This is a genomic window from Peribacillus simplex, assembly GCF_900156045.1.
GTDB classification, from domain to species: domain Bacteria; phylum Bacillota; class Bacilli; order Bacillales; family DSM-1321; genus Peribacillus; species Peribacillus simplex_D.
Genome location: NZ_FTMX01000002.1, coordinates 555662 through 577385, shown reverse-complemented (window position 1 = coordinate 577385; position 21724 = coordinate 555662). Strand labels below are relative to the sequence as shown.

The following is a 21724-nucleotide window of genomic DNA, read 5'->3' as shown; positions in this document are numbered from 1 at the left end:
AAAGGGGAGTATTTTAATGCGACCAGCTATTAACACACAGTCTTTATCGCTCGGTTATGGTGAAAAATTAATTATAAATGATATGAATATAGAAATACCCAAAGGGGAGATCACCGTATTCATCGGTGCTAATGGATGTGGAAAATCAACACTGCTAAGGTCGGTTGCCCGATTGTTAAAACCTCAATCCGGCTCAGTTTTACTCGAAGGCAAAGCGATTTCGACCATGTCATCGAAGGATGTAGCAAGAAAGATGGCGATTCTTCCACAATCCCCGGTTGCTCCTGAAGGACTTACAGTGTATCAACTTGTTAAACAAGGAAGATATCCTTATCAAAGTTGGTTGAAACAGTGGAGTTCCGTGGATGAAGAAAAAGTTCAAAAGGCGATTGAAGCAACGAACCTGACCGGTTTAAAGGATCAGGCAGTCGATGAATTATCGGGAGGCCAGAAGCAAAGGGCATGGATAGCAATGACGCTGGCTCAGGATACGGACGTCATTTTGTTGGATGAACCGACTACATATCTTGATATGACCCACCAAATCGAGATTTTGGACTTATTGTTCGACTTGAATGAGTTTGAGAACCGAACGATCGTAATGGTGCTTCATGATTTGAATTTAGCTTGCCGTTATGCGGATAATCTGGTGGCACTTAAAGATGGGGCGATACATGCTCAAGGCCGGCCAGAGGATATCATCACTCCTGAATTGGTACGGCATGTATTCAGCATGGAATGTCAAATTTCTTTTGATCCAATTTTCGGCAGTCCCATGTGTGTCCCGTTTGGTAAAGGCCGCTATGCCCAAGGTCAGTTAAAAGCGCTGGCCAATGCATAACCTAACACCTGCTATTGAAAAAGAGCTGCAGGGTTATCGCATTTCCTTTCGAGATGAAGCCAAAGTTTCCAAGACCTTCAATCATGCTGATGAGCTTATTCAGTATGCACAAGCCCGGACTGGTGCTGAAACGTCTAGGATAGCAATTTCAATGTGGTTCAGACGCTATGCTTTTTTTGTCACGGCACAATTTTACATGTTCAGCAAACATCGGCTTATCTGGGAAGGCACACTTCAGGAAATTGGCGTTTTGGATGATCCAGAAGATGAACATTGGCTCCCGAATTTTTTGTTGAAAACTAACAGGTGGAGCAATGTCACGGAAAAGGAAAGCACATCTGCCCTCCATTCCATTTTAAGCAGCTTTGGTGCTGATTCCATTCGCTTCTTTTCCGGAACTGCTAAAATATCGAAACTAGTGCTCTGGGAAAATATTTGGAGTTATACGGTATGGATGTATAGTGAGTTATTGAAGCAGGCAGATATAAAGACGCGAGTTGAAAAGGACATTGAAATGCTGCTTGAAGATGAAGTATGGCTTAATATTGAAAAGCATTCGCCATTTAAACGATTCATTGGGGAAAAAAGTGTTCCGGCTTCCATGAATCCTTATAAACGGGTGACATGCTGTTTATATTACCGAATTGAGGGTCAGGAAAAATGTGCGTATTGTCCGAACAAAAACTGTTGAAATAGATTTGATTGGAGAGCCAGGCTTGGGGTCAAGCCTGGTTTTCTTGTGGAGTGATAAGAGACGGTCAGCTTAGGCTTTTTCTGGTCAATTGTCCATCACTTATTAACGAAAACTAAACGCACTAACGAGATTGGTATGTTATAATGTTGATATTTAATTGAACGGAGGCAGTCGCATGGGAAATGGGATCATACACTACGGAATTGGTGAAGTAGTAGATATATATATGTACATTAAAACGAGTACAAAAGCGGTGGCAAGTAATGGAAAGCCATTTTTAACATTGATTTTGTGTGATAAAACCGGGGAGATCGAGGCAAAGCTATGGGATGTTTCCGAGGCTGATGAGAAAACATACAGTGCGGAAGCTACTGTGAAAGTTCAAGGGGAAGTCCAAAATTATCGAGGACGCAGCCAATTGAAAATCCGTAATATCAGAATTACTTCAGACACTGATGGGGTAACGAAAGCCGATTTAATCCAAACGGCCCCTATAAGTCAGGAAGAAATGTTGGATACCATCACTCAATTCATTTTTGAAATGAGGAATCCGAATATCCAAAGGGTGACTAGGCATCTCATAAAAAAATACCAGAATGAATTCCTGACGTTTCCTGCTGCCACCAAGAACCATCATGAGTATATGTCGGGTCTGGCTTATCACGTTGTTTCGATGCTAGGGCTGGCTAAGGCCATTTCAACACTATATCCTTCCCTCAATAAGGATCTTTTGTATGCAGGAGTCATTCTCCATGACCTTGGAAAGGTACATGAGCTATCTGGACCTGTTTCAACTGTTTATACAGTTGAAGGGAACTTGTTGGGGCATATCACCATCATGGTAAATGAAGTCGGCAAAGCTGCAGAGGAATTGGGCATTGAAGCGGAAGAAATCATGATTCTCAAGCACTTGATATTAAGCCACCATGGTAAAGCTGAGTGGGGCAGTCCAAAACCGCCAATGGTTAGGGAAGCGGAAGTGCTGCATTATATTGATAATATGGATGCCAAGATAAATATGATGGACCGGGCATTGGAAAAAGTGAAACCGGGTGAATTTACGGAAAGAGTCTTCGCGCTCGATAATCGTTCATTCTATAAACCAACATTTTAATGAAATATGTTTCTTTCTCGATGGAGAAAGAAGCATATTTTTTTTGTTCGCGCATATTCTCTAGTAAATGAACAGTAGATTTTTTGGGGAGGGAATGGACATGCCAATTTGGATCTGGTTCGTGTTTATTGGGATAATTGTCAGTGCAGTCATGTCAATTTGGACAGCTAGGCAGGAACGCCTCATAGATGATGCTTGGATTGAGAAGGAAGGTCAGAAGTACATTGAACGCATGGAAGAAGAGCGCGAGCGGCGTAAAAAGGATATAAATCAGGGGGCATGACTCGAATGATGAAAAAAAAGCGACAGGCGAATCCTGTCGCTTTTTTTCTATTCAATTATTTTTCAGCATTGGTTGTGTCACCAGAAGTGATGGCATCTTTTAGATCTTTATCTTTAATCTTCACGTCAGCTTTTTTGACTTCTGAATTCAAAATATCCTGAACTTTAGTTTGGTCAATTTGAGCGACTTTCAAATCATATTCAAGATCTTTTTTCATATCTTTGTATGATTCCTTTTCTTTTGTATCAAGAAGTTGGATGATGTGGTAGCCATAATCAGATTTAATCGGCTTGCTGATTTCATCTTTCTTCATTTTGTAAGCTTGTTCTTCAAATGCAGGAACCATTTCACCTTGTCCGAACCAGCCTAGCTCGCCGCCTTTTTCAGCTGTGCCTGTGTCTGTTGAATATTCTTTTGCAAGTTTAGCGAAATCTTCGCCTTTGTCCAATTTAGCTTTAACTTCGTTGGCTGTTTTTTGGTCTTTCACTAGAATATGTCTCGCTTTGATTTGTGGTTTATAGTTTTCATAAGCTTTTTTCACATCAGCTTCTTTAACCTTTATATCGGCAACGGCTGCTTTTTCTTGAAGCATGCCGATTTTAAGTGCACGTTTAAGATCATCTTCGCTCTTATATCCGGAAGAGGCCAGGGCCGTTTCGAAATTTTCGCCCATTTGCTCTTTAAGTTCGTCCGTTTTAGCTTTAACTTCTTTATCGGTTACTGTGTATTTTTCAGAAAGAACTTTTTCATAAACAAGTTCCTGAAGAACGGTTTCACCATAACGGTCTTTCATTACATTGTAAAATTCTTCTTTAGTTATATCCCCCGCTTTAGTTTCCACGACTGCTTCCTTATCACTGTTGCATGCTGTAAGTCCGATCAGCCCTGCAGTAACAGCAATCGATAATGCCCACTTCTTCATAAAAACAACTCCTAGTTTTAAGTTTCTGGTTTGCTATTTTTCGTATTTCCACAAAATTAACTATAACATATTCTGGTTGCTTTACAAAAAATAATATATTGGTGCATGAATAAGATTTTTTTGAAAAATGGGTGTACGCCTACCCAGATAATAAACCATTACATATGATAAATCGAGGACAACAAAAGGGGGTAGGAAAATGAGTAATGGATTTAACGGAGGTTTCGCCTTGTTAGTGGTGTTATTCATATTATTAATAATTGTAGGATCAGCCTGTTTCTAATCGGCTGCAAAATTAATAATGGAAAGAGCCCACTCCTTTTGTCATGGAGTTGAATAGGATAGGGTAGCCGCTCAACAAAAAGACGAAGTGAATATCAAGCCTAGAAAGGAATGGATTCCTTTTGGCGGATTTAAGGGTGTGCATGAAATTACAATTACTTAAGAATGGAAAGGAGGAAGATCAATGTCTGGAGGAATAGGTGGAGGCTTTGCTCTAATTGTCGTTCTTTTCATCCTGTTAATCATCATTGGAGCTTCTTGGTGCTAAGCTCATAAACAAAAGGCGAAGCTGCTGCTTCGCCCTTTTTCTTTATGTGGATAATGCCCCGGGTATCACCAATGTATGTAACAAATGATGGCCATCATTTGTTGCTCATCTCTACGTATACAAAATTTCAATATAGGAGGATAATAACATAATAGTAATTAATACATTAATGGTCCTGAATACTTTAGGCTGCCGGTCTTCAGCAATTTCCTTTTGAATGCATAAAGAGTTAGTCATTCTATTAATATTATAAAGGATCAAAATAGCAACAATAATAAACCAGAATGAGATCAAAACCTAAAATCCCTCCTTGCAAAACATCATGTATAAATACGATACCAAATTATAATGAAAAAAGATACCTAAAAATCTTATTGGACATCATTATGAATGAATAAGAAATCACTTTTGAATAAGTATATCGTATCCTTCGAGATGTTCCTCGATAAAAGAATGCCTTGGGGAACCAATCAGGTTTTTTATATAAATAAAATCCGATACGCATAATCCGGTGTGCAGGGATAATAAAATAGTGAAATAATGAATGTAATGTGGAAAACTAAGGGCACAACCAATCAATATGCCAGACATAATGACGAAAGGCAACACAAGGGTCAAAAGATAAAGGTGCTTTCGAATCGGAACATGTACATTGACTCTGCATGTAAGCACAAGGTTCCACTTCAAGGACCAAGAAGTTTTTACTTTTTTACATAATAATCGTAAAGGTAAATAGTGTAATAGTTTGTGAACAGGATATAATAAGAGCAATAGGCTAAAAAATACCATTGTTTGATCGCCATACAAAATAACATGCGTTAAAAGGACACTTAATAATGTATAGATCAGAACAAAAGACAACAATATAGTAAAAACTGAAAAAAAGATCAGACGGCAACTGCCATATTGTTTTGCCACGTCAATTGTTTTCCACGAATTCATTTCGAAATCAGCCCTCCAAAGCTGTTTTAATATACTTACATACATTACGATGAATGGGTGGAAAAAGCAATGAAATTCTTGGATTAACTTTAAGATAAAATCACGATGGAGTGTAGGCGAGCTAGGCGCGTTTAAGGCCAGGTTCTGAACCAGGGATCTGACGGATTACTTAGCGTGAAAAATCAAAAATTGGTTATATGCCTTTTATGATAAATTGAATGATCGATTGGGGATAATTGATGTATGAAAAATATAAATGAAGAAATAGAAATACTCCGTTTTCATCAACGGCTTTTATTAAACCTGATACGCAATCCGGAGGCCAAGTTGGACTATCTATTTGTGGAAAAAAATTTCACGAAGAAGGAAGCGGAAGAATTATTGGAAACATGTGATATCTTGAGCAAACGCTATGAAATAGAAAAAGCGGAAGGGTATATGAACTTTCGACCGCTTTTTAATCAATTTGAAAGAAAAATCAATCCAAAAATAACCATAAAGGAATGCATTGATGCATGCCTCTCACAAGGTTTATATGTATCATTCATGAAGGAAATGGATAGAGTCTGAGATTAAACTGGCTCAGTTTCTTTCTCTATCTTTTTTTTTGTGATTTTACCCTCCACGTCAGTAAACTCCTGATCAATGTTATCAAAGGATCGTTCAAAGATTTGCATGAAATCTTCACCGTAGATATTACGGATGATGGCCATCATTTCTATCATATCCGGAAACTTGCCATAAAGCTCACGCAGTGGAAGTGCACCTGAGAAAGCAGAGTTCTTGCTTGGGTCGTATGTCTCCATTAAATCAAGAAGAATTTTTTCACCTTCCTCTGTGATCTCTATATACGTATTCCTTTTGTCATTTTCTTTTTTGGAAAATGTTAAGTATCCGCGTTCCTCTAATTTTTTTGAAAAGTTAAATGCCGTAGAAACATGCATGACCCCAAATTTTGCAACATCAGAAATGGAAGAGCCATTAAGATGGTAGGCAATCCAAAGAATATGATGCTCATTGATATTTAAATCATAGGGCTTGATCCATTGCTGCCAATCTTTTTCAATCGATTTCCATAATGCTTTGCTTAATTGTGCAATTCGTTGACTAAAAATCATTGCTTCTTTCATAGAATAATTTTTATTCTGCATATTATGGGCTCACCTACTTATAAGATTCTATATATTTATTATGACAATAAAATAAAAATTAATAAAGAAAAATATTTGCAAAATTTTTAGAAAATTTTAGTTTTTTAATGAATTCTCCATTCTTCTCCAATAAATCATGTAATTTATTGGGAAAAATGGAGAATCAAGTTTGTGTGACGATGTCAGCTATTAATTTTTAGAAGAAGGGGTGGCCGCTTCCAATTCTTTCAATGAATTTTCAATTTCTTGAACGTTCTTCAATAATTCATTTTTATTGGGTTCGATTTCCCGCTTCCAGCTTTCGATGACGACCTGAACATCCGAAATGAACGTTTTTACCGTTTCTTTGCTGATTTGTGAAGCTTCCATCGTGTCATCTTTAATATTTAGCATTTTTACCTTTAACTCATCAATAGTATTCTTAATTTCTTCGGTATTCGTTTTGATGCGGTTCCGTAGGTCTTTACCTGAACTTGGTGTTGAAAGTAAGGTTGCCGCACCAGCTACTACTGTTCCGGTCAAAAAGCCAATTAGTAATGATTTTGCTTTCATTAGGATCACCTCATTTTATAATATGTTTTCGCTTTCCATGGTCTGAATCCCTGCTGAAAAAAGCATCAATTGGAAATTATGATAAATAGGGAGAGAAATACTATTGATATCAAAATACCATAATTTTCATCCTTATGGAAGAGAATCGACCATTTTATCTTTATATCACAAAAATATTTTTTTAAACTTAGAGAGTAAATATATAATATTTAAAAATAACTTGAAGCTTTATTAATAATGCTTCATATAAAGGGAAGAGCAGCATATAGATAATAAAAACGAGCTGTCGGAACATGGATGGCACTGGTGGGTAAAGAATGAAAATCATTTTTTTATTAGGTCTGGTATGCGTGTGCGGAATGGGGTATTTTCTAAGGCAAGCTAAAAATCCTGGCATCTATCCGCCTAAGAGGGTGCTCCAGGCCAGAGCCTTCGCTATGGGCCTCCCCGGGGTTTTACTGCTTTTCATTTGGTTTATGTGGATATTGATTCAATGACTGACGAAGGATGATTCTGACTAGACTTCCAGATTCATAAGATTGGAAAAAAAGCACCGGATATTCCGGTGCTTTTTTAGGTATGATGTTCCTGCTGCTTAAGCATTAATGGGTATATTTGATTTTCTTACGATGCCGTTCACAATTGGATAAATGATGACCATCGCAACTGTATTTAACAGTACGGCAGGAAGTACAACAGCGCCGAAAAGTGCAACGAAAGGCCCTGGAAGGGAAACGATATAATAAGCCGAACCAAGGAAGACAGCGCCGGAAATCATTGTTCCTACGGCAGTCAAGATACTAACGGTGACAACGGACGTTGAAAACTTCTTAAGACTGATGAATAAAAGGTAAAACAGAAAGGCTGTTGCCAATTTGTCTATGATATTTGGAATCTGTCCACCAGGAAATGTAGTTGTCATGGCAGAGATGGCTCCAGCAGCCAGGGCGACAATGAAAACATTCTTCTTCGCAGGAAACAGGGTAATCGCCAAAAACATCATCAACAGCATCATATCCGGTTTCATTCCAAGGAAGAATCCAGGTACGATAAAATGCAGGGCAGCCCCAATTCCGATTAATAGGGACAGTGACACAAGGGTTTTCGTTTTCATTTACTCATCTCTCCTATTCTCATCTCAACTAACATCTTTTCTTCAACAATGCACTATTGCCTGTTGCAAGAAGTTTAAAATAGTATATCATAAGACCTATTTTTTTAGAAGTGATATTTGTTTGAATTAAAGGATTTGAGCTTCCTTCGCTTTATACGATTCCTGGAATTTCTTCATGAAATCCGCAAGGTCCTGGCAATGGGATAGAGGGACAGCATTATAGATGGATGCTCTGCAGCCACCGATGGAACGGTGACCGTTCAGTCCTACGAATCCGGCTTGCTTTGCCTCTTTAAGGAATTGTACTTCAGCTTCTTCGGACGGAAGCGTGAACGTCACATTCATTAATGAACGGCTGTCCGGCAGGGCATGGCCTTTATAAAAACCATCGCTGCCGTCGATGGCATCATAAATGACTTTTGCCTTTTCTTCATTGGCTTCAGCAATCTTTTCCACGCCGCCCTGATCTTTTGCCCAATCCAACACAAGGGACAATAAGTAAATGGCCAATGTCGGAGGAGTGTTGTATAAAGAGTTATTTTTAGAATAGATAGAATAGTTCATCATGGATGGGATTTTGTCATTATCCGTAATTAAATCTTTACGGATGATAACGACCGTGATTCCCGATGGACCCAGATTCTTTTGTGCACCTGCATAGATGATGCCGAATTTACTAACATCAATCTTTTTACTGAGAATATCACTTGACATATCAGCTACTAAAGGAATGCTACCTGTTTCCGGGAAGTCCTTCCATTGCGTTCCGTAAATCGTATTATTGCTTGTGATATGAAGATATGCAGCATCATCATTCAATTGGATGTCTTCGACTTTAGGGATGAACGTATATTTTTCATCTTTGGATGAAGCGACAACAGCCGTTTCACCAACCTTTTTGGCCTCTTTTAAAGCCTTTTCCGACCAAGATCCAGTTAGGACATAATCTGCCCTTTTCCCATCATTCAAAATGTTCATGGGAATCATGGAAAATTGTAGGCTTGCTCCTCCTTGAAGCAGGAGAACTTCATAATTTTCAGGAATTTCCAAGAGGTCTTTTAATGATTGAATGGCATGGTTATGAATCTTTTCGAATTCCGAACTTCTATGGCTTAATTCCATGACCGACATACCGGAATCCTCAATATTCAACCATTCGTTTTGGGCTCTTTGTAAAACTTCTAATGGAAGGGCGGCTGGCCCAGCGTTAAAATTGCGTGCACGTTTCAATTTTTTTCCTCCTATGCGACTATGCGATAAAGTATTTGAGACTATTTATATATCCTACCAGAAAACTAAATTCAATAGGAGGAAAATTTAGAATTTTAGGTGACAATTCGTATTAATGATGGGCCAATGCAAAAAGGTCCTTCACTTTGAGTGAGGACCAAATCGGAATCATTGTTTTTTCATGCAACCAACGTGAGCTAACGTTCAATTGCCGATTCTTTTAAAAAGATATAACGAGAGGAAAAAGAAACCTTCATAGGCCATCACGGTCTCATTTTAAATGCTGTGCAATGGAGTCTGCGATTTGTTTCAGGTCATCTGGTGTATAGTCGCTGGTATTCGTTTTCCAAACAGCCCCAAAGCCGTCCCCTTCACCATGCCGAGGAATTAAATGCATATGAAAATGGAAAACGGACTGTCCTGCGGCTTCGCCATTATTATTTAAAAGGTTCAGGCCTACAGGTTGGAATTCCTGTTTCATGGCGCGGGCAATTTCCGGCACCACTTCAAAAAGGTTCTTGGCAATCTCGGGTGTCAACTCATAAAGATTTTCCTTATGTACTTTAGGTATTACCAGCGTATGTCCTTTTGTTACTTGACTGATATCGAGAAAGGCCAATACATGTTCATTTTCGAAAACTTTGGAACTTGGGATTTCCCCATTGATTATTTTACAAAAAATGCAATCACTCATTAAAAACGCCCCTTTAGATGTTAATGTATTTGGTTAATCGTACCATAGCTTGAATCCTTGAGAAAAGGAAAAATCATAAAAACAGGATGCAACATAAGTTGCACCCTGCCTGTTGAAAAAGGGGGTTTTGCTTCAAAATTCGCATTAGCATAAATTCTCTGCGACAAACACCTCATCTACGTTTTAGTAAAGTATGGTTATTATCTGATTAGAGATTTTCCATTCAAAGCAACCATCTCCTATATCTTTAAAGTTTCATCAACTTTCAAAGCATAATTGATAATTATTGAATGATTTTTCTGCTTTTACGTGCAAGAGAACCATCTCCTTGCTCGAAACGATTTTTTTAATGAAGCTTCTGGTTTAATTCAGTTATACGTCTTTAACTGACACCTCATTTACAATATGATGTGAATCATTTGTAATAAAACATTTGGGTATTTCAGTGTAATACGTCTTTAACTGACACCTCATTTACTATATGATGTGAATCACACGTAATGACTAACCCCTTCTTCCTTATTTATGATGACCACTAAGCAGGGAAAATATAATTAGTTATTTATGGAAATTTAGTTCAGGGGACACTCGACTATATAAAAGCAGGAGAATTTGATAAAATGGAAATAAGAACCTCTATATAGAAAGGATCGTTTATATGTCCTTATTGGAAATAAAGCAATTAGTGGGCGGATATACGAAAACGCCCGTTTTAAAGGGAATAAGTTTTGACATTCAACCAAATGAGCTAGTGGGGTTAATTGGGCTCAATGGGGCTGGGAAAAGTACGACGATTAAACATATCATCGGACTCATGGAGCCGAAAGGCGGAAGCGTCTCGATTCATGGTAAAACTCTTGCCCAGGACCCGGATACATATCGTAAACAATTCACTTATGTTCCAGAAACGCCAATCTTGTATGATGAGCTTACACTTGAGGAGCATTTAAAGCTTACGGCCATGGCACATGGTTTGGCGGAAGCCACGTATAAAGAAAGGATGGACGTTCTATTAAAGGAATTCCATATGGAAAAAAGGCTTAAATGGTTTCCGGCCCATTTCTCAAAAGGAATGAAGCAAAAGGTCATGATAATGTGCGCCTTTTTAGTACAGCCGTCTTTATATATCGTCGACGAACCCTTCGTAGGTCTTGATCCATTAGGCATTCAATCCCTGCTCGATTTGATGAGGAAAATGAAAGAAAGCGGAGCGGGAATTTTAATGTCTACACACATACTGGCGACAGCCGAGAGGTATTGTGATTCTTTCATCATACTGCATAATGGAGAGATCCGGGCAAAAGGCGACCTTGAGCAGCTTAGGGAACAATTTTCCATGCCGGGGGCAACTCTTGACGATTTATATATTCAATTGACGAAAGAAGAAATCGGTCATGAATAGTCAAAATCTCTGGAAGGAAAGATATTTAGGCTATATAAATGAAACGCAAAGATATCTGCGCTATATTTTTAATGGCCATCTTGTTTTTGTCATGGTATTGGTTCTTGGTGGTTTGGCCTATTATTACAGTGATTGGGTGAAGACGTTAGACAATGATTTCCCTGCTGAATTGATCATGGCCTTTGTTTTATCGATCATTGTGACCAGAAGCCCGATAAATACTTTTTTGAAAGAACCTGATACGGTATTCCTGCTTCCGCTTGAAACGAAGTTGAGAAGCTATTTCAAGAATTCACTGATATTAAGTTGGGTCATGCAGGGATTTATTCTTCTGGTTGTCCTCGTTGCATCTATACCGATGTATTCGAAGGTTACGGGTGCAGGAGGTACGGACCTTGGAATGATCCTGGTCGTTTTGCTTATTTTGAAGTTCTTGAATTTGACCATGCGCTGGCAGGTGTTGAAATATCAGGATACATCAGTGAGCCATTGGGACTCTCTCATCCGCTTTTTACTTAATGGAGTGATTCTTTATTTCATCTGTTCAAGGGCAAATATACTGTTTGCACTTATAACATTTTTATTATTGTTAGGACTTTACATGTATTACCGAAGCGCAACTAAAGGGTTTGTTCTTAAGTGGGAACGGCTGGTGGAACTGGAAAATAAGAGGATGAATTCTTTTTATAGAATAGCGAACATGTTTACTGATGTTCCCCATTTGAAAGGGAAGGTAGCAAGAAGGAAATGGATGGACTGGCTATTATCATTCATACCTTATGGTGGAAAATCAACGTATACCTATCTTTACGCCCGTACCCTGTTGAGATCGAATGATTATGTGGGACTTTGTTTTCGCTTGACTATCATTGGGTCAGTGATTTTAAGTGTATTCACTAACATATGGGCACATTTGATTGTAACCTTCATGTTCCTATTCATGACAGCCCTGCAACTGCTGCCTGTTTGGAAGGCTCATGAATGGAAGGTATGGGTCTCATTGTATCCATTGCCAGCAAAAATGAGAGAATCTGCAGTCATAAAGCTAATTTCCTATTTCTTATTGTTTGAGGACCTTGTCTTCGGTTTGGTCCTGCTAGTGAAAGGGGAATGGATGTCCGCTTTAGCCGCCTTGGCAATGGGGCTTGTTTTCTTGCTCGGTTTTAAAATTTATGCAGCAAAGAAAATTAAAAACTTTTAATCAGAAGCTGATTTTTCATAAAATCAGCTTTTTCTTTTAAGAAATGAAAATTGAAACTAAAAGCCTTATAGGGGGTATATACATATTTAACGGAGGTGTTAAATGATGGATGAATATGGACAAAAGGCATTATCGGAACTGGTATCATGGAAAAAGAAAGTAGCCAAGAAATCCGGCAGGCTTGAGCGGATGTCCAAAAAGGCGCAAATCAAAATGAATAGTTATATTCCTGACCGAGTGCACAAAATGATTACTGATAGTATTAAAGGGATGATAGAGGCCGTATTATCAGGTTCGAAATATATGTCTAAAGAAAAAAATGTAGTGCTTTTATCCTTGCAGCAAAAAGAAGAATGGGTTGCGGAAACTGTAACGGCCCATCGGAAAACGGCCGTTATAGAAGGTGTGGGAACCGGAGCGGCAGGGCTTTTAATTGGATTGGCTGATTTCCCATTACTGCTTAGCATCAAGATGAAGCTATTATTCGAAATATCCCGTATATATGGTTTTGATCCAAATAAATATGAGGAACGCCTGTTCATACTCCATATCTTTCAGATGGCATTTTCAAGCGAGGAAAAAAAACTGGAAACATTACGGGTCATAGAAGAATGGGATTCAGGGACATGGCCGGAAATAGACTGGCAAGAATTTCAGCAGGAATATCGCGATCACATCGATATCATCAAAATGTTCCAGCTAGTTCCAGGGCTTGGGGCAGCTGTCGGTGCATATGCCAACCATCATTTGTTGGAACAACTTGGGGAGACGGCTGTCAATTGTTACCGAATCAGACTTCTAAAAGAGTAAGGGACGGGGAAAACCCGTCCCTTTATCATTACCGTAATAAAGATTCATTCACTTTTTGCGATGATTGTTTCTTATTGTGATAGGTTATAGCTGCAGTGCCTAATATTTTGGCTGCAATGAGCATCGCTTTTTCATCGATGTCAAACAAAGGATGATGATGCGGATATGTATGTTCATTTTTTGGCTTGGCCCCTGTAAAGAAGAATGTACCTTTCACATTTTGTAAATAATAAGAAAAATCTTCACCTGTCATATCCGGGTCAATTTCCTCTGTATTCAAAACTTCCTTGACGTATTCAGTGCTTTCGATGAGGAATTTGGTTTCTTCAACATGTGGAATAACAGCTGGATAACCCTGAAAGTATTGATATTCATAAGTGCAGTCCGCAGCTATGCAGGTACCTTTAACAACCCGCTCCATTTCTTCGCTTATGAATGAACGGACATCATCCTTGAAAGTGCGGACGGTCCCGATTATTCTAGCCTTATCTGCAATGACGTTAAAGGCATTATCCGCTACAAAGGAACCGACGGTAATGACTGCAGAATCTATTGGGTTAAGGCGGCGGCTTACGATTTGCTGTAGGGCCATGACTAGCTGGGAGCCGACAACAATTGCATCACGGGTCTTATGCGGCTGGGCTCCATGTCCGCCCTGCCCTTGAATGGTGATTTCAAAACGGTCAGCAGCTGCCATCAGGGGTCCATAAGCGTATTGGACTGTTCCGGTAGGGACCGTAGCCCATAAATGGGTACCGAAAATTACATCCACCCCATCAAGGCAGCCAGCCTCAATCATCGGTTTGGCACCTCCTGGAGCATATTCTTCCGCATGCTGATGGATAAATATATATTCACCTTCGAGCTCATCCTTCAGATCATTCAGATTTTTTGCAAGGACAAGGAGTGTCGCTGTATGGCCATCGTGTCCACACGCATGCATAACCCCGGGTACGGAAGATTTATAGGGAACTTCTTTTTCATCCTGAATGGGTAAAGCGTCGAAATCAGCGCGCAAAGCTACGGTTTTACCAGGCTTATTGCCTGTGATCTTGGCAATAACACCATTACCGCCTACATTCGTCCGATGTTCGATTCCTAGTTTTTCATAATACCCAGCGATGAATGCCGCCGTTTGGGTTTCTTGAAAAGAAAGCTCGGGATGTTGATGAAGATAACGTCTGATGGAAACCATTTCTTCATATGAACCTTCTAGAAGATCGTGTAATCGCTGTATCATTTTGCGCCTCCTAATGATTGGGTTAATTGTAAATAGTATATCATATTCTGAATAATCCAAAGTGAATAAATACCTTGAGGAGATCTATATTATGATTAAATATTCCTGGGTTGCTATTGGTTTCATTTGCTTGTTGCTATTCTTTTTTTTGATGCAAGAAGTCCAGAGTGGGAGGCCTTTAGCGTTCGATTCATATATTGCGAAACTTTTTTCCGTAGGTGAGAATACCTTTTCGTTCACTTTCTTCAAGTCCATTACCTATCTTGGAAAATCCAAGTTCATTGGTTTTGGAAGCTTATTATGTGTTCTATATTTGTGGATAATAAAGAAGGATTATTGGACCATGGCCATCTTCTCTATCGGTATGGCCGGGGGGGATGTATTAAATGGGTGGATAAAAAATCATATTAAAAGAGTGCGCCCTGAAAATCATTTGATGGAGGCTGCTGGCTTCAGTTTTCCAAGTGGCCACGCAATGGTGGGCCTTATTTTCTTCAGTATGGTTGCTTATTTAATCATGAAAGAAATTAAAGGAAACTCTTTGAAATGGGCAGTGGGAATCGGTTTCGTTTGTCTGGTTCTGCTAATCGGGGTCAGCAGGATCGCTATGAAAGTCCATTTTCCAACTGATATCTTGGCAGGTTTTGCATTAGGAGCGGCATATATTTTAACCTTGTTTAAATTGTATAAATTCCTCGGACCTAAAGTACTTTGAAAAAAGATTCAGATAAAATAATTGTAAATACCCGTTGCATTTCCCCGGAAATAAAGAAGGAATTTGTCGGATTGTTATAGGTTTATATCATTTTTGGGCCGTCCCAAATAACGCTCTGTATTACTATGAATTCAAAAAGGCCCATCCTTGAGGAATGGGCCTTTTATTGAGCAAGAATGGATTATTCTTCTGAATCCTTCACCAAAGTATACTGCGTTACATAGGCTTCACCTGAAAACATCTTCTGGCTGGAATTCGTAATGGGAGCTTTGGAGTCGCTGTTATGCGCTTTCTGAAAGGAACTGGATTTCTTCCAGTTCAGGAAATCGGTTTGTTTCTCCCAAATCGTCAAGATTACATAAGTGTCAGAGTTGATTGGCCGCAGTACACGAAGTGCGACGAAACCTGGCTCATTCTCAATGAATCCTGCCCTGTTTTTAAAACGATGTTCGAATACCGGCCTTCCTTCTTCACTGACGGGTATATTGTTCATGACTACATACCCATGATCCTGAAGGTTTCCTTTTCCATCAACTACTTCATACTTACGAGGAGAGCTGAAGAGCGTTTTTCCTGCTGTTTCATGTAAAAGTACTGTAGTGTCAGGATTTTGCATAAGTAATATATTTTCATTCGGATGCTTATCTTTTTTGCTTTTCAAAAAATTGAAACTGCCTGATGTGATGAATACATTCATAATTTCCCCTCCAATATCTATATAGTACCTGTATACCCATTTTACCCAATGAATAGTGCTTTTACCATTTCCAATCTAACCAATAGTCTTTGATACCGGGTAAGATACTTATAAAAAAGTCGATTTTCTGACAAATAAATAGGTTGGCTATACTTCTATTATAGAAAAAGCTATAGTTTAAGGAGAATCGATTTGAAATTCAACATCCTTCTGATATTCTATGTAGGTAATGAATAAAAATCGAAACGTGATTGCTTGAAAGGTGGATATTAATGTCTAAGGAAATTACGAATGATACATTTTTAAAAGCTGCAAGAGGAGAGAAAACGGATCATGTGCCTGTTTGGTATATGCGTCAGGCAGGCCGTTCACAGCCGGAATACCGTAAATTGAAAGAGAAGTACTCCCTTTTTGAGATCACTCATCAGCCGGAATTATGCGCTTATGTGACTAGATTGCCAGTTGAGCAATATGACGTAGACGCTGCGATTTTATATAAAGATATAATGACACCGCTCCCAGCCATTGGTGTGGATGTTGAGATTAAGTCCGGAATCGGTCCAGTCATATCCAATCCGATCCAATCGGTGACAGATGTTGAAAAATTAGGTGAATTGAATCCAGAGAAAGATATCCCATATGTGTTGGACACGATTAAATTATTGACCACGGAGCAATTGTCCGTTCCTTTGATCGGTTTCTCCGGTGCACCTTTCACCATTGCGTCATACATGATTGAAGGTGGCCCATCCAAAAACTACAATAAAACGAAAGCTTTCATGTATTCCGAGCCAAAGGCCTGGTTTGCATTAATGGATAAGCTGGCGGATATGATCATCGTATATGTCAAGTCACAAATTAAAGCCGGCGTCAGTGCCATCCAAATCTTTGATTCATGGGTAGGTGCTTTGAACGTTGAAGATTACCGTGTGTTCATCAAGCCGATCATGACCCGTATCTTTTCTTCATTGCGTGAAGAAAATGTACCGCTAATCATGTTCGGGGTCGGCGCAAGTCACTTGGCACTTGAGTGGAATGATCTTCCGATTGATGTAGTCGGGCTCGATTGGAGATTGCCAATTACAGAAGCAAGACAAATGGGAATACAGAAAACGGTACAAGGTAATCTTGATCCTGCCCTTCTATTATCATCATGGGATGTTATAGAAGAACGGACGAGAAGAATCCTGGATCAGGGCATGGAACGGGATGGATACATCTTTAATCTGGGACATGGGGTTTTCCCTTCCGTAAATCCGGAAACACTGAAGAGGCTGACCGCTTTCATTCATGAATATTCATCAAAAATGAAGTAAGGTGAGCGAACCATTTGCTAAAACTACTTAATTGGATGCACAATAAAAGAACGAAATCTTTAAATGAGGTGTAATTTCATGTCAAGAAAAAAAATGGGCCTTTTAGTCATGGCTTATGGTACTCCATACACGGAAGAGGATATTGAAAGATATTATACACATATTCGTCATGGGAGACGGCCAAGCGATGAATTGATTGCCGACCTAAAAGGCAGATATGAAGCGATCGGTGGATTATCCCCGCTTGCAAAAATAACGGAAGGACAAGCTGAAGCCCTTGAAAAGAAATTGAATTCCGTTCAGGAAGAAGTTGAATTCAAGGCATATCTTGGACTGAAACATATTGAACCTTTTGTTGAAGACGCAGTGAAACAAATGCATGAAGATGGAATCAAAGAAGCGGTCAGTATAGTATTGGCACCGCATTTTTCAACATTCAGCGTGAAGTCTTATAATGGACGCGCCCAGGATGAAGCCGCTAAATTGGGGGACCTGACCATTACTTCCGTTGAAAGCTGGTATGATGAGCCGAAATTCATTCAATATTGGGTAGACCAAGTAATAGAAGTAATCGGGAAAATGACCTCGGAAGAACGCGATAACTTCGCTTTGATTGTGTCGGCACATAGCCTCCCTGAAAAAATCCTGCAATCAGGAGATCCGTATCCAAATCAACTGAAAGAAACGGCAGACATGATTGCTGAAGGAGCAGGTGTTACCAATTATGCAGTAGGCTGGCAAAGCGCAGGACAAACACCTGAACCATGGTTGGGACCTGATGTACAGGATTTAACCAGAGATCTTCATCAAACAAAAGGTTATAAAGCTTTCATTTATATTCCTGTTGGCTTTGTTGCCGAGCACCTTGAAGTCCTTTATGATAACGATTATGAATGTAAGGTTGTGACGGAAGAGATTGGTGCAGGTTACTATAGACCGGATATGCCGAATGTTAAACCTGAATTCATCGATGCTTTGGCCACAATCATTTTAAACAAATTACAGGAAAAGTGATCATTCAATAGAGGAAATTGGTTTAACCATGCTTACAATGTGCTCTACATATTTTCGTATGAAGTTGATAGATGCCATACACCTGGAAAAGCGATGCGTTTTTTACTTTACATGAGTGATTTAAATAAATATCCTTTTGAAAAAGTGGCTGTCCATTAATGAGGATGGCCATTGTTTCTCTAAAAAATTAAAAATTTAATTGAAAAGACTGAATATTTTTGGTATGATATCGTTGAACATAATGACTATTTTGTCCGTTTGGTCAGGATTGAGGTGGGAAATGTCTGTTGATCGTAAAAAATTGATTTTGGAAGCCGCGACCAAGTCGTTTTCACTTTTTGGATATAAGGCAACGACGATGGATCAAGTCGCTAAAATTGCCAATGTGGGAAAAGGGACCATTTATACCTTTTATAAAAATAAAGAAGAACTGTTTAAAGAAATCGTTCAGCGGATGATAGAGGAAATGAAATATGAGGCGGAACAATCTTTGGATGATCAACTCTCCTTTTTTGAAAATCTGCATCGGGCCGTTTATCGAATTCTGGAGTTCAGGCAGGAACATCAATTATCTTTAAAACTTCTTCAGGAAGAGCGGGAAATTGGTACGCCGGCCGTTCAGGAAATGGTTAATGAAATGGAAGAAGCCATTGTATCCTACATTAAGGAAAAACTAAAAATAGCGATTGATAAGGGCTATATACAGCCTTGCGATCCAGAGATAACAGCTTTCCTGATGCTAAAGATGTACCTTGCCCTGATTTTTGATTGGGAAAGGAACCATGCCCCATTAGAGAAAGAGGAAATTGCTGAACTATTTAAAATATATCTGTTCAAAGGATTATCCGTAAAGTGATAATTCTATTTTTTTGCTGAAAAGCAATGAATTCCAATAACAATAAAAAGAAGAGATACCGATGAGCGGTATCTCTTCTTTTTATTGGGGACGTTTTTCAGCTGCGAAACTGAATCTTATATAAATTCATCCTGCTATTTGGGAAGCGGATGGTGGAACACAAGAATACTACTCTCCAGAAAGGCAATGATCACAGTGGTTTCCATAACATTCGTGCTGTTCTTCGATTTTTTTTCCGCATTCCATGCATTGTTTCGGAGGCAGGTTTTTAAAGAACTCAACGCTACTTTGAATCATGAACATCATCTCCTGAATTTATTTTATTATTCTCTTTTCTATGGTTTTATTGTATTATAACAGATTTGTGATGTCAATGAATGTTTTATAACATAAGTAAAAAAGGTGAAATAAGGGCAAGAATAGTTTATATTAATGGGGAAGTCATTGAGAGAAAAAAGGAGTGCCTAAGCATGAAAATCACCGTAATTGGCTGCTGGGGCGGTTATCCAGCTAAAAATGAGGCAAGTTCCGGCTATTTGCTTGAATATGAAGATTTTCGCATTCTGCTTGATTGTGGCAGCGGTGTTCTATCACAGCTGCAAAACCATATGAAGCCGGAGGATCTTGGTGCAGTTGTATTATCCCACTATCATCCGGATCATGTAGCGGATATTGGTGTCCTGCAGCACGCTGCGTTCATACAGCAGATATTGAGCAGCGAAAAAAGGACGATTCCTATTTATGGTCATGATTTGGACGAAGTCGAGTTTGGTAAGTTAACTTATAAAGACGTGACAGAGGGGATAGCCTACACTGCTGATCAACCCTTAACCATTGGACCGTGTAAATTTACGTTCATGAAAACAAACCATCCAGTCCCTTGTTTTGCAATGAGGATTGAAGCTGAAAATCATTCGATAGTTTACACAGGGGATAGTTCATATATGGATGAGCTTGCAGATTTCGCTAAAGACGCAAATGTTTTACTATGTGAAAGTAACTTTTACAGTGATATGGATGGTTCAAAGGCGGGGCATATGACAGCAAGAGAAGCGGGCATGCTAGCGGAAAAGGCTGACGTCCAGCTTTTGCTGTTAACTCATCTCCCTCATTATGGGAATCTAGAACAACTGAAAGAAGAAGCATCCGAGGTATTCAAAAGGGAAATAGCTGTAGCAAAAACCAATCTCGAATTCCAACTATAAATGAAACAACAGTGATATGAAATCTACAAGGAGGAACAACTGTGCTTTTTATTGATAATAAGGGAATTATAGATCCAAGAATTAACCTGGCCATAGAAGAATATGCGCTTAAACATTTAAATATAGATGAAACCTACCTTCTATTTTACATTAATCGTCCTTCAATCATCATAGGAAGAAATCAAAATACGATTGAAGAAATCAATGCCGATTATGTAGATGGAAATGGCATTACAGTTGTTCGCCGCCTTTCCGGGGGGGGAGCGGTTTATCATGACCTGGGGAATCTCAATTTCAGTTTCATTACGAGGGACGATGGGGATAGTTTCCACAATTTCAAAAAATTCACCCAGCCTGTCGTGGAAACGCTTGAGAAACTTGGAATACATGCAGAATTGAGCGGTCGTAACGATATTCTGGCTGAAGGAAAGAAAATCTCGGGAAACGCGATGTTTTCAACGAAGGGCAGAATGTTCAGTCATGGGACATTGCTGTTTCAATCAGAAATGGATCACATTGTATCCGCTTTAAAAGTGAAAAAAGATAAAATCGAGTCCAAAGGGATAAAATCAATAAGAAGCCGTGTCGGTAATATCGCTGATTTCTTAAAAGAACCGATGTCTGTTGAAGAGTTCCGTTCATTCCTTCTGCAAAATATTTTCAAAGATAGCGGAAAGGTTACAGAGTACGTTTTAACGGAGACGGATTGGGAGAAAATTCACAAAATCTCTGAAGAAAGGTATCAAAGCTGGGAATGGAATTACGGAAAATCGCCTAAATTCAACTTGCAAAACTCACATAGATTCCCTGTGGGGTCTGTTGATATCCGCCTTGAAGTGAACAGGGGAATCATTGAAAATTGTAAAATCTATGGTGATTTCTTCGGGGTCGGAGAGGTTGCGGATATTGAACAAAAGCTTACTGGAATACGTTATGAAAAGGAAGCAATCAGCAGGGTACTAGATGAGATCGATGTTCGTCATTATTTTGGCAATGTAACGAAAGAAGAAATATTGGCACTAATATATTAAGCCACAAAAGCCGTCCCGACTTAATAGTACGGCTTTTGTGCCTAATAATGACAGTAATTGCTTGAATATGGATAAAATTGTTGCTGTAATAGCTTTCTTTTAATATAATAAAAATGTATTTAGTTCACCATAAAAATGAATGACTATTCA

General features: G+C 39.0%; 28 protein-coding genes. 17 read left to right on the top strand and 11 right to left on the bottom strand.

All coding sequences use genetic code 11. The features are described from left to right. The first annotated feature begins 16 nt into the window (after positions 1–16). From BW986_RS09395 to BW986_RS09380, 4 genes are all read left to right on the top strand, one after another. Positions 17–841: an ABC transporter ATP-binding protein gene (locus BW986_RS09395; protein WP_076367298.1), complete on the top strand. Its 825-nt coding sequence runs from the start codon at positions 17–19 to the stop codon at positions 839–841. After that, positions 834–1532: a (2Fe-2S)-binding protein gene (locus tag BW986_RS09390; RefSeq protein WP_076367296.1), complete on the top strand. Its 699-nt coding sequence runs from the start codon at positions 834–836 to the stop codon at positions 1530–1532. Before BW986_RS09395 ends, BW986_RS09390 begins: the two co-directional genes overlap by 8 nt. A gap of 178 nt (positions 1533–1710) precedes the next feature. Next, the gene (gene yhaM, locus BW986_RS09385; RefSeq protein WP_076367294.1) at positions 1711–2649 is read left to right on the top strand and encodes a 3'-5' exoribonuclease YhaM; all 939 of its coding nucleotides are present in this window, start codon (positions 1711–1713) and stop codon (positions 2647–2649) included. 100 nt (positions 2650–2749) lie between these two features. Then, positions 2750–2932: a sporulation YhaL family protein gene (locus BW986_RS09380; protein WP_053344914.1), complete on the top strand. Its 183-nt coding sequence runs from the start codon at positions 2750–2752 to the stop codon at positions 2930–2932. Between the two features lie 55 nt (positions 2933–2987). Here BW986_RS09380 and BW986_RS09375 read toward each other — a convergent pair whose 3' ends face one another. Then, positions 2988–3854 carry a peptidylprolyl isomerase gene (locus tag BW986_RS09375; RefSeq protein WP_076367292.1) on the bottom strand — a complete coding sequence of 289 codons (867 nt, stop codon included), beginning with the start codon at positions 3852–3854 and terminating at the stop codon, positions 2988–2990. Positions 3855–4053: 199 nt separating this feature from the next. Here BW986_RS09375 and BW986_RS09370 point away from each other — a divergent pair, with 199 nt between their 5' ends. Both BW986_RS09370 and BW986_RS09365 read left to right on the top strand, forming a co-directional pair. Then, positions 4054–4137 (top strand): YjcZ family sporulation protein, encoded by an 84-nt coding sequence (locus BW986_RS09370; protein WP_076367290.1) that lies wholly within the window; start codon positions 4054–4056, stop codon positions 4135–4137. Between the two features lie 183 nt (positions 4138–4320). Further along, on the top strand, positions 4321–4404 hold the full coding sequence (locus tag BW986_RS09365) for a YjcZ family sporulation protein (RefSeq protein ID WP_076367288.1): 84 nt from the start codon (positions 4321–4323) through the stop codon (positions 4402–4404). Positions 4405–4515: 111 nt separating this feature from the next. On the opposite strand, the gene BW986_RS30630 is transcribed toward BW986_RS09365, so the two are convergent. Both BW986_RS30630 and BW986_RS31205 read right to left on the bottom strand, forming a co-directional pair. After that, positions 4516–4698 carry a hypothetical protein gene (locus BW986_RS30630; RefSeq protein WP_057912502.1) on the bottom strand — a complete coding sequence of 61 codons (183 nt, stop codon included), beginning with the start codon at positions 4696–4698 and terminating at the stop codon, positions 4516–4518. 108 nt (positions 4699–4806) lie between these two features. Then, on the bottom strand, positions 4807–5193 hold the full coding sequence (locus BW986_RS31205) for a DUF3267 domain-containing protein (protein WP_397222057.1): 387 nt from the start codon (positions 5191–5193) through the stop codon (positions 4807–4809). A gap of 396 nt (positions 5194–5589) precedes the next feature. On the opposite strand from BW986_RS31205, the gene BW986_RS09350 reads away from it, so the two are divergent. Further along, positions 5590–5916, top strand: a complete 327-nt coding sequence (locus BW986_RS09350; RefSeq protein WP_076367284.1) for a DUF1878 family protein — start codon at positions 5590–5592, stop codon at positions 5914–5916. 2 nt (positions 5917–5918) lie between these two features. Here the strand turns inward: BW986_RS09350 and BW986_RS09345 are convergent, their stop codons facing one another. Together BW986_RS09345 and BW986_RS09340 are read right to left on the bottom strand one after the other, a co-directional pair. Further along, positions 5919–6497 carry an HTH-type transcriptional regulator Hpr gene (locus BW986_RS09345; protein ID WP_076367282.1) on the bottom strand — a complete coding sequence of 193 codons (579 nt, stop codon included), beginning with the start codon at positions 6495–6497 and terminating at the stop codon, positions 5919–5921. Between the two features lie 189 nt (positions 6498–6686). Beyond that, positions 6687–7049: a YtxH domain-containing protein gene (locus BW986_RS09340; protein ID WP_076367280.1), complete on the bottom strand. Its 363-nt coding sequence runs from the start codon at positions 7047–7049 to the stop codon at positions 6687–6689. A gap of 317 nt (positions 7050–7366) precedes the next feature. Here BW986_RS09340 and BW986_RS31400 point away from each other — a divergent pair, with 317 nt between their 5' ends. Then, a complete protein-coding gene (locus BW986_RS31400; protein WP_076367278.1) occupies positions 7367–7546 on the top strand; it encodes a membrane protein YhzF in 180 nt (59 codons plus the stop codon). 98 nt (positions 7547–7644) lie between these two features. Here BW986_RS31400 and BW986_RS09330 read toward each other — a convergent pair whose 3' ends face one another. The 3 genes from BW986_RS09330 to BW986_RS09320 form a co-directional block, all read right to left on the bottom strand. Next, the gene (locus BW986_RS09330; protein WP_076367276.1) at positions 7645–8163 is read right to left on the bottom strand and encodes a tryptophan transporter; all 519 of its coding nucleotides are present in this window, start codon (positions 8161–8163) and stop codon (positions 7645–7647) included. Between the two features lie 126 nt (positions 8164–8289). Next, positions 8290–9393: a 3-phosphoserine/phosphohydroxythreonine transaminase gene (gene serC, locus BW986_RS09325; protein WP_076367274.1), complete on the bottom strand. Its 1104-nt coding sequence runs from the start codon at positions 9391–9393 to the stop codon at positions 8290–8292. Positions 9394–9664: 271 nt separating this feature from the next. Beyond that, on the bottom strand, positions 9665–10087 hold the full coding sequence (locus BW986_RS09320; protein WP_076367272.1) for an HIT family protein: 423 nt from the start codon (positions 10085–10087) through the stop codon (positions 9665–9667). A 658-nt stretch (positions 10088–10745) separates the two neighbouring features. On the opposite strand from BW986_RS09320, the gene BW986_RS09315 reads away from it, so the two are divergent. The 3 genes from BW986_RS09315 (at position 10746) to BW986_RS09305 (ending at position 13500) form a co-directional block, all read left to right on the top strand. Next, the gene (locus BW986_RS09315) at positions 10746–11489 is read left to right on the top strand and encodes an ABC transporter ATP-binding protein (protein ID WP_076367270.1); all 744 of its coding nucleotides are present in this window, start codon (positions 10746–10748) and stop codon (positions 11487–11489) included. Then, positions 11482–12690, top strand: coding sequence for an ABC transporter permease (locus BW986_RS09310; RefSeq protein ID WP_076367268.1), 1209 nt, complete (start codon positions 11482–11484; stop codon positions 12688–12690). The genes BW986_RS09315 and BW986_RS09310 overlap by 8 nt, the downstream gene beginning before the upstream one ends. A gap of 102 nt (positions 12691–12792) precedes the next feature. Beyond that, positions 12793–13500: an EcsC family protein gene (locus BW986_RS09305; protein ID WP_311316537.1), complete on the top strand. Its 708-nt coding sequence runs from the start codon at positions 12793–12795 to the stop codon at positions 13498–13500. A 28-nt stretch (positions 13501–13528) separates the two neighbouring features. On the opposite strand, the gene BW986_RS09300 is transcribed toward BW986_RS09305, so the two are convergent. Continuing rightward, positions 13529–14740 carry a M20 family metallopeptidase gene (locus BW986_RS09300; protein ID WP_076367266.1) on the bottom strand — a complete coding sequence of 404 codons (1212 nt, stop codon included), beginning with the start codon at positions 14738–14740 and terminating at the stop codon, positions 13529–13531. A gap of 91 nt (positions 14741–14831) precedes the next feature. Between BW986_RS09300 and BW986_RS09295 the strand changes: the two genes are divergently transcribed. After that, on the top strand, positions 14832–15455 hold the full coding sequence (locus tag BW986_RS09295) for a phosphatase PAP2 family protein (protein ID WP_076367264.1): 624 nt from the start codon (positions 14832–14834) through the stop codon (positions 15453–15455). 181 nt (positions 15456–15636) lie between these two features. Here BW986_RS09295 and BW986_RS09290 read toward each other — a convergent pair whose 3' ends face one another. Continuing rightward, complete coding sequence (locus BW986_RS09290; protein ID WP_076367262.1) at positions 15637–16152, bottom strand: antibiotic biosynthesis monooxygenase family protein; 516 nt, start codon at positions 16150–16152, stop codon at positions 15637–15639. 272 nt (positions 16153–16424) lie between these two features. Between BW986_RS09290 and hemE the strand changes: the two genes are divergently transcribed. From hemE to BW986_RS09275, 3 genes are all read left to right on the top strand, one after another. Then, positions 16425–17468 (top strand): uroporphyrinogen decarboxylase, encoded by a 1044-nt coding sequence (gene hemE, locus BW986_RS09285; protein ID WP_076367261.1) that lies wholly within the window; start codon positions 16425–16427, stop codon positions 17466–17468. A gap of 78 nt (positions 17469–17546) precedes the next feature. Next, complete coding sequence (hemH, locus tag BW986_RS09280) at positions 17547–18482, top strand: ferrochelatase (protein WP_076367259.1); 936 nt, start codon at positions 17547–17549, stop codon at positions 18480–18482. 280 nt (positions 18483–18762) lie between these two features. Beyond that, on the top strand, positions 18763–19338 hold the full coding sequence (locus BW986_RS09275) for a TetR/AcrR family transcriptional regulator (protein ID WP_076367257.1): 576 nt from the start codon (positions 18763–18765) through the stop codon (positions 19336–19338). Positions 19339–19506: 168 nt separating this feature from the next. Here BW986_RS09275 and yhfH read toward each other — a convergent pair whose 3' ends face one another. After that, complete coding sequence (yhfH, locus tag BW986_RS09270; RefSeq protein WP_076367255.1) at positions 19507–19635, bottom strand: protein YhfH; 129 nt, start codon at positions 19633–19635, stop codon at positions 19507–19509. Positions 19636–19808: 173 nt separating this feature from the next. Here yhfH and BW986_RS09265 point away from each other — a divergent pair, with 173 nt between their 5' ends. Next, the gene (locus BW986_RS09265; protein WP_076367253.1) at positions 19809–20543 is read left to right on the top strand and encodes an MBL fold metallo-hydrolase; all 735 of its coding nucleotides are present in this window, start codon (positions 19809–19811) and stop codon (positions 20541–20543) included. 41 nt (positions 20544–20584) lie between these two features. Beyond that, positions 20585–21574 (top strand): lipoate--protein ligase, encoded by a 990-nt coding sequence (locus BW986_RS09260; protein ID WP_076367251.1) that lies wholly within the window; start codon positions 20585–20587, stop codon positions 21572–21574. Positions 21575–21724 lie beyond the last annotated feature (150 nt).

Coding starts and splice junctions, on each gene's coding strand:
- BW986_RS09315 (WP_076367270.1), top strand. CDS start 10,746: ATGTCCTTATTGGAAATAAAGCAATTAGTGGGCGGATATACGAAAACG.
- BW986_RS09395 (WP_076367298.1), top strand. CDS start 17: ATGCGACCAGCTATTAACACACAGTCTTTATCGCTCGGTTATGGTGAA.
- BW986_RS09390 (WP_076367296.1), top strand. CDS start 834: ATGCATAACCTAACACCTGCTATTGAAAAAGAGCTGCAGGGTTATCGC.
- BW986_RS09300 (WP_076367266.1), bottom strand. CDS start 14,740: ATGATACAGCGATTACACGATCTTCTAGAAGGTTCATATGAAGAAATG.
- BW986_RS09310 (WP_076367268.1), top strand. CDS start 11,482: ATGAATAGTCAAAATCTCTGGAAGGAAAGATATTTAGGCTATATAAAT.
- BW986_RS09340 (WP_076367280.1), bottom strand. CDS start 7,049: ATGAAAGCAAAATCATTACTAATTGGCTTTTTGACCGGAACAGTAGTA.
- BW986_RS09265 (WP_076367253.1), top strand. CDS start 19,809: ATGAAAATCACCGTAATTGGCTGCTGGGGCGGTTATCCAGCTAAAAAT.
- BW986_RS31400 (WP_076367278.1), top strand. CDS start 7,367: ATGAAAATCATTTTTTTATTAGGTCTGGTATGCGTGTGCGGAATGGGG.
- BW986_RS09365 (WP_076367288.1), top strand. CDS start 4,321: ATGTCTGGAGGAATAGGTGGAGGCTTTGCTCTAATTGTCGTTCTTTTC.
- BW986_RS31205 (WP_397222057.1), bottom strand. CDS start 5,193: ATGGTATTTTTTAGCCTATTGCTCTTATTATATCCTGTTCACAAACTA.
- BW986_RS09370 (WP_076367290.1), top strand. CDS start 4,054: ATGAGTAATGGATTTAACGGAGGTTTCGCCTTGTTAGTGGTGTTATTC.
- BW986_RS09290 (WP_076367262.1), bottom strand. CDS start 16,152: ATGAATGTATTCATCACATCAGGCAGTTTCAATTTTTTGAAAAGCAAA.
- BW986_RS09320 (WP_076367272.1), bottom strand. CDS start 10,087: ATGAGTGATTGCATTTTTTGTAAAATAATCAATGGGGAAATCCCAAGT.
- hemH (WP_076367259.1), top strand. CDS start 17,547: ATGTCAAGAAAAAAAATGGGCCTTTTAGTCATGGCTTATGGTACTCCA.
- BW986_RS09295 (WP_076367264.1), top strand. CDS start 14,832: ATGATTAAATATTCCTGGGTTGCTATTGGTTTCATTTGCTTGTTGCTA.
- BW986_RS09380 (WP_053344914.1), top strand. CDS start 2,750: ATGCCAATTTGGATCTGGTTCGTGTTTATTGGGATAATTGTCAGTGCA.
- hemE (WP_076367261.1), top strand. CDS start 16,425: ATGTCTAAGGAAATTACGAATGATACATTTTTAAAAGCTGCAAGAGGA.
- yhfH (WP_076367255.1), bottom strand. CDS start 19,635: ATGATTCAAAGTAGCGTTGAGTTCTTTAAAAACCTGCCTCCGAAACAA.
- BW986_RS09375 (WP_076367292.1), bottom strand. CDS start 3,854: ATGAAGAAGTGGGCATTATCGATTGCTGTTACTGCAGGGCTGATCGGA.
- BW986_RS09345 (WP_076367282.1), bottom strand. CDS start 6,497: ATGCAGAATAAAAATTATTCTATGAAAGAAGCAATGATTTTTAGTCAA.
- yhaM (WP_076367294.1), top strand. CDS start 1,711: ATGGGAAATGGGATCATACACTACGGAATTGGTGAAGTAGTAGATATA.
- BW986_RS09275 (WP_076367257.1), top strand. CDS start 18,763: ATGTCTGTTGATCGTAAAAAATTGATTTTGGAAGCCGCGACCAAGTCG.
- BW986_RS09330 (WP_076367276.1), bottom strand. CDS start 8,163: ATGAAAACGAAAACCCTTGTGTCACTGTCCCTATTAATCGGAATTGGG.
- BW986_RS09305 (WP_311316537.1), top strand. CDS start 12,793: ATGATGGATGAATATGGACAAAAGGCATTATCGGAACTGGTATCATGG.
- BW986_RS09350 (WP_076367284.1), top strand. CDS start 5,590: ATGAAAAATATAAATGAAGAAATAGAAATACTCCGTTTTCATCAACGG.